At 63.1% G+C, this 12,847-nt stretch carries 11 protein-coding genes; all 11 read right to left on the minus strand.

The genetic code is table 11. The features are described from left to right. Positions 1–33 precede the first annotated feature (33 nt). On the minus strand, positions 34–840 hold the full coding sequence (locus SSARUM2_RS18630; RefSeq protein WP_004941378.1) for an ABC transporter permease: 807 nt from the start codon (positions 838–840) through the stop codon (positions 34–36). After that, positions 830–1,774 (minus strand): ABC transporter permease, encoded by a 945-nt coding sequence (locus tag SSARUM2_RS18635; protein WP_041036356.1) that lies wholly within the window; start codon positions 1,772–1,774, stop codon positions 830–832. The genes SSARUM2_RS18630 and SSARUM2_RS18635 overlap by 11 nt, the downstream gene beginning before the upstream one ends. Position 1,775: 1 nt before the next feature. After that, positions 1,776–2,804 carry an ABC transporter ATP-binding protein gene (locus SSARUM2_RS18640; protein WP_033648930.1) on the minus strand — a complete coding sequence of 343 codons (1,029 nt, stop codon included), beginning with the start codon at positions 2,802–2,804 and terminating at the stop codon, positions 1,776–1,778. 53 nt (positions 2,805–2,857) lie between these two features. Beyond that, complete coding sequence (gene ydcS, locus SSARUM2_RS18645) at positions 2,858–4,012, minus strand: putative ABC transporter substrate-binding protein YdcS (RefSeq protein WP_033648931.1); 1,155 nt, start codon at positions 4,010–4,012, stop codon at positions 2,858–2,860. A 73-nt stretch (positions 4,013–4,085) separates the two neighbouring features. After that, positions 4,086–5,549 carry a gamma-aminobutyraldehyde dehydrogenase gene (locus tag SSARUM2_RS18650; protein WP_060453062.1) on the minus strand — a complete coding sequence of 488 codons (1,464 nt, stop codon included), beginning with the start codon at positions 5,547–5,549 and terminating at the stop codon, positions 4,086–4,088. A gap of 115 nt (positions 5,550–5,664) precedes the next feature. Beyond that, positions 5,665–6,588, minus strand: a complete 924-nt coding sequence (locus SSARUM2_RS18655) for a LysR substrate-binding domain-containing protein (RefSeq protein WP_004941365.1) — start codon at positions 6,586–6,588, stop codon at positions 5,665–5,667. Between the two features lie 218 nt (positions 6,589–6,806). Beyond that, on the minus strand, positions 6,807–7,145 hold the full coding sequence (gene glnB, locus SSARUM2_RS18660; RefSeq protein WP_004847623.1) for a nitrogen regulatory protein P-II: 339 nt from the start codon (positions 7,143–7,145) through the stop codon (positions 6,807–6,809). A gap of 11 nt (positions 7,146–7,156) precedes the next feature. Continuing rightward, the gene (locus tag SSARUM2_RS18665) at positions 7,157–8,779 is read right to left on the minus strand and encodes an NAD+ synthase (RefSeq protein WP_025303930.1); all 1,623 of its coding nucleotides are present in this window, start codon (positions 8,777–8,779) and stop codon (positions 7,157–7,159) included. 129 nt (positions 8,780–8,908) lie between these two features. Next, positions 8,909–10,249, minus strand: a complete 1,341-nt coding sequence (gene glrR / locus SSARUM2_RS18670) for a two-component system response regulator GlrR (protein WP_049194940.1) — start codon at positions 10,247–10,249, stop codon at positions 8,909–8,911. Further along, positions 10,246–11,118 carry a two-component system QseEF-associated lipoprotein QseG gene (gene qseG / locus SSARUM2_RS18675; protein WP_072270159.1) on the minus strand — a complete coding sequence of 291 codons (873 nt, stop codon included), beginning with the start codon at positions 11,116–11,118 and terminating at the stop codon, positions 10,246–10,248. The genes glrR and qseG overlap by 4 nt, the downstream gene beginning before the upstream one ends. Positions 11,119–11,121: 3 nt before the next feature. Then, positions 11,122–12,558, minus strand: coding sequence for a HAMP domain-containing sensor histidine kinase (locus tag SSARUM2_RS18680; protein WP_033635614.1), 1,437 nt, complete (start codon positions 12,556–12,558; stop codon positions 11,122–11,124). Positions 12,559–12,847: the final 289 nt, after the last annotated feature.

Below are 12,847 nucleotides of genomic sequence, written 5' to 3' on the forward strand. Positions count from 1 at the left end.
GGTTATCCTTTTATCAGAAGTCGGGTAAGGAAATTATTTGCCGCTGCCGGCGACGCTTTCCCCACCTTTGGTCAGGTAGTAAGCGCCGAGGATCGGCAGCATGGTCAACAGCATTACCGACAGCGCCACCACGTTGGTGATCGGCACATCGCGCGGGCGACCGAGCTGGTTCAGCAGCCACAGCGGCAGCGTGCGCTCATGGCCGGCGGTAAAGGTGGTCACGATGATTTCATCGAACGACAGCGCGAACGCCAGCATGCCCCCGGCCAGCAGCGCCGAGCCGAGGTTCGGCAAGATCACGTAACGGAAGGTTTGCCAGCCGTCGGCACCGAGATCCATCGACGCTTCGATCAGGCTGTACGAGGTGCGGCGGAACCGGGCGATGACGTTGTTGAACACGATTACCACGCAGAACGTCGCATGGCCGACGACGATGGTCAGGATGCCCGGCTCGATGTTCAGCGCCTTGAACGCCGCCAGCAGCGCCAGACCGGTGACGATCCCCGGCAGCGCGATCGGCAGCAGCAACAGCAGCGAAATGCTGTCCTTGCCGAAGAAATCGCGCCGATACAGCGCCGCCGCCGCCAGGGTGCCGAGCACCAGCGCGATGGCGGTCGCCAGGCAGGCGATCTGCGCCGACAGCAGCACCGCATCGAGGATGTCCTGCCGCCCGGCGGCGACGTTAAACCAGTGCAGCGTGAACCCCTTCGGCGGGAAGCTGAAAGCGGCATCCTCGGTGTTGAAGGCGTAGATGGCGATGATCGCCAACGGGAAATGCAGGAAGACAAGTCCGCCCCAGGCGGCCAGCTTCAGCCCTAAGGGCGCGCGTTCAGAGTGCATCGAAAGCCCCCAGACGTTTGACGATGGAAAGGTAGATGGCGATCAGGACGATCGGCACCAGCGTAAAGGCCGCGGCCATCGGCATATTGCCGATCGCGCCCTGCTGGGCGTACACCATGCTGCCGATGAAGTAGCCCGGCGGCCCCACCAGCTGCGGCACGATAAAGTCGCCCAGCGTCAGCGAGAAGGTGAAGATCGACCCGGCGGCGATGCCCGGCACCGCCAGCGGCAAAATGACGTGGCGGAAGGTCTGCGCCGGTCGGGCGCCCAGATCCGCCGAGGCGTGCAGCAGCGAAGGCGGCAGGCGCTCCAACGCCGCCTGGATCGGCAGGATCATGAACGGCAGCCAGATATAGACGAACACCAGAAAACGCCCCAGCCCCGAGGTCGACAGCGTGTTGCCGCCGATGCCGGGCACCGTCAGCAGCGAAGCCAACAGCGGCTCCAGCCCCAAGTGCTGCAGGAACCACTGCGCCACGCCGTCTTTCGCCAGCAGCAGGGTCCAGGCATAGGCTTTAACGATATAGCTGGCCCACATCGGCATCATCACCGCGATGTAAAAGAACGCCTTGACGCGGCCGCTGGTGTAGCGCGCCATGTAATAGGCGATCGGGAACGCCAGCACCGCGCTGGCCAGCGACACCAGCACCGCCATGGTCAGCGTGCGCAGGATGATGTCGTAGTTGGCCGGGTTGAACAGCGCCGCCAGGTTGGCGAAGGTCAGATCCGGCGTCACCGCCATGGTGAAATCGTCGAAGGTGTAAAACCCTTGCCACAGCAGCGTCAGCAGCGAACCGAGGTACACCGCGCCGAACCACAGCAGCGGCGGCACCAGCAGCAAAAGCAGATACAGCGTCGGCCGGCGATAGAGCCAGGTCGACAGCGCGCGCACGGTGCCGCCGCGCGCCGAGGGGGAATCGATGCTCATGTCCATCTCACCTCTCCTCCAGCAGCGGCACCATCGCCGCGCGCGGCCAGCAGGCGACGATCGGCTGGCCGATCTGCCGCTGTTGCCCTTCGGCGAGCCACTGCGGATTGGCCTGGCTGACCAGCAGCTTTTCGCCGCCGTTCAGCGCGATTTCATACCGCGTGGCCGCGCCCTGGTAATGGATTTCCTGCAGCGTGCCCTGCACCTGGATCTCGTCCTGCGCCGCGCCGCCCTGCTCCAGCAGGCGGATATGCTCCGGCCGGATCGAGAAGGTTCGGCTTTCGCCGAGCAGGCGCTGCGCCAGCTCGCTGCGCACCACGTTGGAGGTGCCGACGAATTCGGCGACGAACGGCGTCTTAGGCCGCATGTAAAGCTCGCGCGGCGTATCCACCTGTTCGATGCGGCCGTTATTGAACACCGCCACCCGATCGGACATCGACAGCGCTTCGCTTTGATCGTGGGTGACGAAGATAAAGGTGATGCCCAGCTGGCGCTGCAGCTTCTTCAGCTCGCCCTGCATCTGCTCGCGCAGCTTGAGATCCAGCGCGCCGAGCGGTTCGTCCAGCAGCAGCACCCGCGGCCGATTGACCAGCGCGCGCGCCAACGCCACGCGCTGCCGCTGGCCGCCCGACAGGTGCGCCGGTTTGCGTTCGGCAACGAAACCGAGCGCCACGCTCTCCAGCGCCTCTTGCGCCCGCGCCAGCCGCTCGCGTTTGGCGACGCCCTTCACCATCAGGCCGTAGGCGACGTTTTCCAGCACCGACATGTGCGGGAACAGCGCGTAATCCTGAAACACCGTATTCACGTCGCGCTGGTACGGCGGCAGGTTGGCGGCTTCCTGGCCGTGGATGCGAATCGAGCCGGAAGAGAGCTGTTCAAAGCCGGCGATCAGGCGCAGGCAGGTGGTTTTGCCCGAGCCGGACGGCCCGAGCATGGAGAAGAATTCCCCGTCCTGAATGTCGATGGATACCCGATCCACGGCGCGAACATCGCCGAAAGTCCGCGAAACATCGATGAATTGCACGGCAATGGTCATTTTCTGTGCTCCATACTGATGTAGTTCGGGCGCAGCGGGCTGCGCCCCGCGGCTTAGCGGCCGCCCATGATGGCGATGTAATCCTGGGTCCAGCGGCTGTACGGCACGAACTTGCCGCCCTGCGCCTGCGGCGTTTTCCAGAAGGCGATTTTGTCGAACTGGTTGAAGCCGTTGGTTTCGCAGCCCTTCTCACCCAGCAGCGCGCTGGCCTTGCAGCCCGCCGGCGAAGCCGGCACCGACCCGAACCAGGCCGCCACGTCGCCCTGCACCTTCGGCTCCAGCGACCAGTTCATCCACTGGTAGGCGCAGCTCGGGTGCTTGGCGTCGGCATGGAGCATGGTGGTGTCCGCCCAGCCGGTCACGCCCTCTTTCGGGAACACGGTGGCGATCGGCTGCCCCTCGCCCTTCAGGGCGTTGGCCTGATACGGCCAGGCGCTGGAGGCCACCACGCCTTCGTTTTTAAAGTCGCTCATCTGCACCGAGGTGTCGTGCCAGTAGCGGTGGATCAGCGCGTGCTGGCTGCGCAGCAGCTTCAGCGCCGCCTGATACTGCTCTTCGTTGAGCTGGTATGGATCGCTGATGCCGAGCTGCGGCTGGGTGGCCTTCAGGAACAGCGCCGCGTCGGCGATGTAGATCGGGCCGTCGTAAGCCTGCACCCGGCCCTGGTTGCTCTTGCCGTCCGGCAGGTTCTGCTGCTGGAAGATCACCGCCCAGCTGTCCGGCGGCGTCGGGAAGGTTTTGGTGTTGTACATCAGCAGGTTCGGCCCCCACTGGTACGGCGTGCCGTAGGTTTTGCCGTCCACGGTGTACCAGGCGCCGTTAAGCAGGCGCGGATCGATGTTCTTCCAGTTCGGGATCAGCGCGGTGTTGATCGGCTGCACCCGCTTGCCGAAGATCAGGCGCAGCGAGGCGTCGCCGGAGGCGGTCACCAGATCGTAGCCGCCCTTGGCCATCAGGCTGACCATTTCATCAGAGGTGGCGGCGGTCTTCACGTTCACCGCACAGCCGGTTTGCTTCTCAAACTGGGTGACCCAGTCGTAGTTTTTGTCGGACTGGCCGCGTTCGATGTAGCCGGGCCAGGCGATGATATCCAGCCGGCCTTCGCCTTTGCCCAGCGTCTGCGGTAGATCGGCCGCCTGGGCCAGGCCGCACAGCACGGTAAGACAGAGCGCGGAGACGGTGGTGGTGACTGCGGTAGTTTTTCCCATCGTAATTACCCCTGTGTTGCTTATCGGTATGCGGCAGGGAACGGCTGCCGCCTGATTTTTCTTGATATAACCGTTAGAAGCCGGCTTTGAACTTCGCCATTACGTGCCTGACAACGCTGTAATCCTGCAGCGAATCGCTGGACAGATCCTTGCCGTAGCCGGAGCGTTTCAGGCCGCCGTGCGGCATCTCGCTCGCCAAGGTGAAATGGGTGTTGATCCAGGTGCTGCCGTACTGCAGATGGGCGGCAATGTGCAGCGCCCGATCGATATTTTGCGTCCACACCGACGAAGCCAGCCCGTATTCCGAGTCGTTGGCCCACGCCACCGCCTGCTCCAGGTGTTCGAAGCGCGTGACGCTGACCACCGGGCCAAACACCTCGCGCTGCACGATTTCGTCGCTTTGCAGGCAGCCCGCCAGCAGGGTCGGCTGGTAGTAGAACCCCGGCCCGGAGTGGGCCGCGGCGCCGGTGATCAATTCGATATGCGGTTGGCTGAGCGCCCGCTCGACGAAGCTGGCGACGCGATCGCGCTGGCGGGCACTGATTAACGGGCCGATCTCATTGTCCTGATCGCGCTTGCGGGCGAAGCGCAGGCTGGCGACCGCCTCGCCCAGCGCGTCCACCAGCTTGGGATAGATGCCCGCCTGCGCGTAGATGCGGCAGGCGGCGGTGCAGTCCTGGCCGGCGTTGTAATAGCCGTAGGTGCGAATGCCGTTGACCACTTCGTCGAGATCGGCATCGTCGCAGACGATCACCGGCGCCTTGCCCCCCAGTTCCAGGTGGGTGCGCTTGACGCTTTTGGCCGCCGCCTGAAGAATTTTTTGCCCGGTGACGATATCACCGGTGACCGATACCAGCCGCACCTGCGGGTGCCCCACCAGCTGGCTGCCGACCCCTTCGCCGCCGCCGTAGACGATATTCAGCACGCCAGGCGGCAGGATCTCCTGCAGCGCCGGCCCCAGCGCCAGAATGGTCAGCGGCGTATGTTCAGAGGGTTTGAACACCACGGTATTGCCCGCCGCCAGCGCCGGCGCGATCTTCCACGCCGCCATCATCAGCGGATAGTTCCAGGGGGCGATCGAGGCCACCACGCCGATCGGATCGCGGCGGATCATCGAGGTGTGGCCCGGCACATACTCGCCGGCCAACTGCCCTTGCTGCGTGCGTACCGCGCCGGCGAAGAAGCGGAACACATCGACCGCCGCCGGCAGATCGTCATTGAGCGCCTGATGCAGCGGTTTGCCGCAGTTGAGGGCTTCCAGCTGCGCCAGCTGCGGCGCCTGCCGCTCAACGGCGTCGGCGATGCGCAGCAACAGGGCGGCGCGCTGGGCCGGCGTGGTGCGCGACCAGTGACCAAACGCCTGCTGCGCGGCTTTCACCGCGCTGCCGACCTGCGCCGAAGAGGCTTCGGTCAGGACGATCAGCGTCTCGCCGTTGGCCGGATTGACGATGCACTCCTGCTGGCCTTCGCCGTCGACCATCTGACCGTTAATGAACTGCTGACAGGACAAACCTGAGAGAACCTGCACATCTGCCATCGCCTGACGCCCCTAAGTGACAAAAACGTTAATCAAATGTGAATAAGTTAGTTTTAATCAGCCTAAGCGAGCCTCTGGCGGGCAACAAATTCTAAATACTGAACGCCGCGTTCGATTAAATCGAATGCTTAAGCCCGGCGGCGTGTTTGCTGCCGTTCTCGCGCGCGATGGTAAGGAACGGCGTCACCAGCTCCGGCCGCGCGCTGCCGCGCCGCCACGCCAACCCGATGTCCAGCGGCTCCAGCAGATCGTCCAGCTTGCGCGCCTCGATCATGTTGCCTTCCAGCGACCAGGCGCGGTACGCCATGTCCGGCTGGATGGAGACCCCCATCCCTGCCGCCACCAGGCTGCGCACCGCCTCGGTCGAGGCGGTCTTCATGGCGATCTCCGGCTTCAGCCCGGCGCGCGCCCAGATGCGCCGCGCGTGCACGTCCATTTCATCGGCGTTGAGCTGGATCAGCGGCTGTTTGGCCACGTCCGCCAGGCTGATACTCTCGTGCTCCAGCAGCGGGTGCAGCGGCGGCAACCACAGGCGATACGGCGAGTGCATCAGCACCTCGGTCTGCAGCGCGTCGCGGTCTTCGATGTTCGACAGGATCAGCACGCCGATGTCGATCTCGCCGCTGACCAACAGATGCTCGATATACGGGCGCTCGTCTTCAACCACCTGCACGGTGACGTTGGGATAGGCCGATTTAAAGCGCGTGAGCAGCTCCACCAGGAAGTAGCCGGCCACCAGGCTGGTGACGCCGACGGTCAGCTTGCCGGTCAGGCTTTCGGTGCCGATCTGCAGGCTGCGCTTGGCGTTGTCCACCGTCGCCAGGATCAGATACGACTGGCGCAGAAACTGGTGCCCCTGATGGGTCAGCGTCATGCCCTTGGCGTGGCGATCGAACAGCCGCACGCCGATCTCGGTTTCCAACTGCTGGATCGCCAGCGTCAGCGAAGACTGGGAGACAAACACCGCCTGGGCGCCGGCGGAGATCGACCCGGTTTCCGCCACCGCGATAAAGTGGCGGATTTGGCGTAACGTCATCATGGGGATGATTCCTCAAGCAAAAACATTGCGTTGAGTGTAGACGCCGGCCGTGAAGCGATCGGGCAAAGTATCAAAAACGCGATAGCGTTCGCTTTTTTAGAATGCCAACGGGCAAAAAGGGGGAAACGGCGAGGCTAAGAAGTGCGATGTGCGGGGGACAAAAAAAATGACAAGGGCGCAGCACGCTGCGCCCTGATGGCCGATGATCCTGCGGAGGATCAGATCGCTTCTTCGTCCTGCTCGCCGGTACGAATGCGCACCACGCGCGCCACGTCGAAGACGAAGATTTTGCCGTCGCCGATCTTGCCGGTCTGCGCGGTCTGCATGATGGTTTCCACGCAGGTGTCGACGATATCGTCGGCAACCACGATCTCGATCTTCACCTTAGGCAAAAAGTCGACCATGTACTCGGCGCCGCGGTACAGCTCGGTGTGGCCCTTCTGGCGGCCGAAGCCTTTCACTTCGGTAACCGTCATGCCGGTGATGCCCACTTCGGCCAGCGCTTCGCGGACGTCATCCAGTTTGAACGGCTTGATAATCGCGTCGATCTTTTTCATCTTCTTTCCTTTTACCAATTTTTGCGGCCAAAACCGGATGTGATGGGGTAGCGGCGGTCTTTGCCGAAGTTACGGGCGGTGATACGCGGCCCGACGGCGGCCTGACGCCGCTTGTATTCGTTGATGTCCACCAGGCGGATCACCTTGCGCACGATCGCTTCGTCGAACCCTTCGGCCACCAGATCGGCAACCGATTTGTCGCGCTCAACGTAGCCTTCCAGGATCGCGTCCAGGATATCGTATGGCGGCAGGCTGTCCTGATCGACCTGATCCGGCGCCAGCTCGGCGGACGGCGGACGATCGATCACCCGCTGCGGGATCACGTAGGAGACGGTGTTGCGGTATTCGGACAGCTTGAACACCAGCGTTTTCGGCACGTCTTTCAACACGTCGAAACCGCCGGCCATATCGCCGTACAGCGTGGCGTAACCGACCGCCATTTCGCTCTTGTTGCCGGTGGTCAGCACGATGCTGCGGCGTTTGTTGGACAGCGCCATCAGCACCACCCCGCGGCAACGCGCCTGCAGGTTTTCTTCGGTGGTGTCGCGCTCGGTGCCGGCGAACATCGGCGACAGCTGGCCCATAAAGGCGTCGAACATCGGTTCGATGGAGACGATATCGAACTCCACGCCGAGGATTTCCGCCTCTTCCTTGGCGTCGGCGATGCTGATATCCGCGGTATAGCGGAACGGCATCATCAGCGCCTGCACCTTGTCTTTGCCCAGCGCATCCACGGCGATCGCCAGCGTCAGCGCCGAGTCGATGCCGCCGGACAGCCCCAGCACCGCGCCTTTAAAGCCGTTTTTGGTCACGTAGTCGCGCACCGCCAACACCAGCGCCTGGTACACCTGCGCCAGCTGCGGCAGCTCGGCGGCCGGATCGGCCATCGGCACCACGGCCAGCTCGTTGAATTCCAGGCGGGTCACCTGCTCGTCGAAGGCCGCCAGACGGTGGGTCATGGTGCCGGCGGCGTCGAAGACCTTGGAGCAGCCGTCGAAGATCAGCTCATCCTGGCCGCCGACCTGATTGAGGTACACCAGCGGCAGCTGGGTGCGCTGGCAGTGGCCGGCCATCAGGGTTTTGCGGATATACGGCTTTTCGCGGTTATACGGCGAGGCGTTGATCGACAGGATAATTTCCGCGCCGGCCGCCTTGGCGGCGTCAATCGGCTCAGGGAACCACAGATCTTCGCAAATCAGCAGTCCCAGACGGTAGCCTTTCAGTTCCACCACGCAGGTGTCGTTGCCGGCGTGGAAATAGCGCTTCTCATCGAACACGCCGTAGTTCGGCAGCTGCTGTTTAAAGTAGCGGGTCAGCAGGCGGCCTTCGGCAAACAGCGACAGCGCGTTATACAGCTTGTCGCCTTCGCGCCACGGGTGGCCGACCAGGATCGCGGTCTCGGCGGAGGCCTGCTGCAGGCGCAGTAGCTGCGCGTCGCAGCGCTGATAGAAATCATTGCGATACAGCAGATCTTCCGGCGGGTAGCCAGACAGCGCCAGTTCGCTGAACATGACCAGATCGGCTCCCGCCTTCTGCTGCTCCTGCACGATTTGCAACATGCGTTCGGTGTTGCCTTCAATGTCGCCGACCAGCAGGTTCAGCTGGGCCAGGGCGATGGAAAGTGATCTGCTCATTTGTGTACGATCCCGCTTAATACGTTCCATGGTGCTCTACGCCGGGCGCGCCGCGGCAAAGAGAACGGAGTGTAAATCATTCCGCCGGATTTGTTGAGAACCTGCGTGGCAGGCACCGGCGGCAAACTGTCATTCTTTAAAATCGTTGGCGTCCAGCTCGTGGCGCGACAGCAATTTGTAAAACTCGGTGCGGTTGCGGCCCGCCATGCGCGCGGCCTGGGTCACGTTGCCCTTGGTGATCTGCAGCAGCTTGCGCAGGTAGTGCAATTCGAACTGGTTGCGCGCTTCGGCAAAGGTCGGCAGCGCGGTGTTTTCCCCTTCCAGCGCCTGCTCCACCAGCGCTTCGCCGATCACCGGCGCCGAGGTCAGCGCCACGCACTGCTCGATGACGTTGACCAGCTGACGCACGTTGCCCGGCCAGCTGGCGGTCATCAGCCGCTTCATGGCGTCGGTCGAGAAGCTGCGCACGAACGGCTTGTGCCGCTGGGCCGCTTCGCGCAACAGGTGGTTGGCCAACAGCGGGATATCTTCGGCGCGTTCGTTGAGCGCCGGGATCTTCAGGTTCACCACGTTGAGGCGGTAGTAGAGATCCTCGCGGAACTCGTTCTTCGCCATCGCCTTTTGCAGATCGCGGTGGGTAGCGGAGATGATGCGTACGTCAATGTCCAGATCGCGATTGCTGCCGAGCGGCCGCACCTTGCGCTCCTGCAGCACGCGCAGCAGCTTCACCTGCAGCGACAGCGGCATATCGCCGATCTCGTCGAGGAACAGCGTGCCGCCCGCCGCCGCCTGGAACAGCCCTTCGCGGCTGCTGACCGCGCCGGTAAAGGCGCCCTTGGCGTGGCCGAACAGTTCGGACTCCAGCAGCTGCTCCGGCAGCGCGCCGCAGTTGATGGCGATGAACGCCTTGCTGGCGCGCGGGCTGGCCGCGTGGATCGCCTGCGCCACCACCTCTTTACCGGTGCCGCTCTGGCCGTTGATCAATACGCTGACGTCCGATTGCGCCACCATTTTCACCTGCTCCAGCAGGCGCAGCATCAACGGGCTGCGGGTGACGATGTCTTCTCGCCAGGCATCGTCGCCGGCCGGGCTGGCCGACAGCGCGAGCGCCTCGTCGATGGCCTTGTACAGCGCATCGCGATCCACCGGTTTGGTGAGAAAGCTGAACACCCCCTGCTGGGTGGCGGCCACCGCATCGGGAATCGAACCGTGCGCGGTGAGAATGATCACCGGCATGCCCGGCTGATGTTTTTGGATCTCGGCGAACAGCGCCATGCCGTCCATCTCATCCATGCGCAGATCGCTGATCACCAGATCGATCTGTTCGCGCGCCAGCAGGCGCAGCGCTTCCTGGCCGCTTTCGGCGGTGGTGACGTGAAAACCTTCGCTGGTCAGGCGCATGCCCAGCAGCTTCAGCAGGCTGGGATCGTCGTCAACCAATAACAGGTTGGCCGGTTTGCGTGCGGTCATTGCGCGTGGGACTCCTTATTGGCAGGGTGCGGCGTATAGGTGTCTTCCGGTTCAACCGGCAGCGCAGTGCCCTTTTCCGGTTCGTCCTGCGGCTCAGCCCCTTTCGCGGCCGCGCCGTTTTTACCGGCGGCTTCGCCCTTTTGCGAGCCTGTGCCGTTGTCCGGTATTTCCCCTTGCAGCTGCTTGCGCGATGAGAGCTGACGCTCGATGTCGGTCAGGTTTTCCAGCTTGCGCGAGGTGTCCTGCAGCTGCGATTGCAAGCGCGCCTGGCTCTGGCGCAGCGAATCGATCTGGCTGTCGCTGCTCTCCTGCAGATGCTGATAGCGCGCTTTTTCATCGAACAGCGTGATCTGCAGCATCTGCTGCTGGCGCCACAGCTGCGTCAGCGGCCGCAACGAGCCGGGGAACTCCATTCGGTAGCTGTTGATCCTGTCGATCATCTGGCGGCGCTCGCCGGAAGTCGGCTGCGCGCTGCCCAGCAGGATACTCTGTTTGAAAACGCCGGACCAGCTGTCGCCAGGCACCGTTTTCGCCAGCGCGCGCGCCTGGGTCGACCCGATGCGATCGGCGCAGTCCATCGCGCGCAGCCAGTAGAGCGCGTTATCCAGCGCGTCCTTGTCGTCCAACTGCCACAGGGTATCGCAAGCCGCGGTGCGGTAATCGATCACCTTGGTATCCGGGATCGCCTCTTGCTGCTGAGCGTTCAGGCCGCCGCTGACGGCGCGATCGACGCAGCCCGCCAGCAACAGCGGCATAAAGAAGACGGCGCCCAACCAGCCGATCGGGCGTTTGCCGAGCGGCGTCCTGTGCGTGGCACGCGGTGAACCTTCGGTCTGTGAAAGACGAAGTCGCTTAGACCATGTGTACATTATTTATTCATTCTCGGCGGTTAACGGCAATTCAATGCGGAAGCAGACGTCTGCACCGGCGACCGTCGCCAGTTGCAGCTCACCGCGCATGCGACGGATACAGTCCTGAGCGATGCTCAACCCCAGTCCGCTTCCTTTTACCGCCCCTTTTCGCTGGTGACTACCCTGGAAAAAAGGCTCGAAAATCATGGCTCTTTCAGCCTCGGGGATCGGCGTGCCGGTATTGGCGACGTCGATTTGCACCCGTTGTCCAACCTGACGGCTGCGGATCCAAATGTTACCGGATTCCTTGCCGTAGTGCACCGCATTGGAATAGAGATTATCCAGCACGCGCATTAATAGCGTAGGCTCTGCCCAGCAGATTTCCGCCTCCAGCGCAATTTCGGTGGAAATCATCTTCGCCCGCGCCGGCAAACTGTGCGCGGCGACCACCAAATCGACCATTTCGCGCAGCTCGACGTTCTCATGTGCCGCCGGGCCATCGGCCAGTTTGCGGTTGTAATCCAGCAGCTGTTCAATCAGCTGCTGCAGATGGCGGCTGCTGTTGTCGAGGATCGTCACCACCTCTTTCTGATCGGAAGTCAGCGGCCCCGCCACCTCGTCGGCCAGCAGCTCGGTGCCTTCGCGCATGCTGGCCAGCGGCGTTTTCAGCTCGTGCGAAATATGGCGCAAGAACTCGTGGCGCTGCGATTCCAGCCACGCCAGCCGCTCGCTCAGCCAGATAATGCGCTGCGCCAGGGAACGCAACTCGCGCGGCCCTTTGAACGACGCGGTGCTGCCCAGCGCGCGCCCTTCCCCCAGACGGTTGATCATCCGCTCCACGGCCTTGACCGGCCCGATGATCATGCGGGTGAACAGCACCACCAGCAGCACGCTGACCAGGAACAGCAGCAGCGCCTGCCAGCCGAAGAACTGGCCGCGCTCGGCGATGGCCTGCTGCAGCTGCTGGCCGCGCGAGAACACCACCGCGCGCGTGGCCTGCACCATTTCGGCGTTGGAGCGCGAGAACGACTCGAGCAAGGCGGAAGCCTCTTGATCCGGCCCGCTGTTATGGCATTTGATCGCCGCCAGCTGGGTCAGCAGCTGGCGCAACGTTTGATAATAGCGCTCGTCCGGCAGAATCGGCGCATGGGCGTCCAGCATCTGCGAATACTGCTTGCGCTGGTTCTGATACAGCTTTTGCAGCGTGGGATCGACCAGCACGCAGTACTGACGATAGCTGCGCTCCATCTCCAGCGCCACGCTGGTCATCGCCTCGCTGCGCCGCGCGTCCACCAGCGTGGTGCGGTTGATGTCCGCCGCCTGCGCGCTGAGGTGATCCAGGCTCTGGTAGGCCTGATAGGCCAGCACCAGCAGCGGCAGCAGCACCAACAGGAAGGCCAGCAGCACCAATTGCCGCAGCGAACGGGGGAATAAACGCCATCTTTTCAACGAAATCATCTCATTCTCTCAGCTCTGTCACGATGCTAACTGACTCGCCGGAAAGAGAAAAGCCCGGCAAGGGAGAATCCTGAACGCGCAAGGAAAAAGCTGCGGGATCGGTGAACCGCGCCCATAGGCCTGGCCTGCCGACGGCATGCGGCCCCGGTAACATCAACCGGTGCGAAAACGAGAGTGTGGGGATAGCGTCTGCGTTCGAGGGCATAGGCAACGCAACAGGGATAAGCGCAGCGTTGAGAATTGACATCGGGGCAAGAAACTTGCCCCAACGCAAGGAAAGTGTGGATGC

Source organism: Serratia sp. K-E0102 (genome assembly GCF_029962625.1).
In the GTDB taxonomy this organism is placed as follows: Bacteria; Pseudomonadota; Gammaproteobacteria; order Enterobacterales; family Enterobacteriaceae; genus Serratia; species Serratia sarumanii.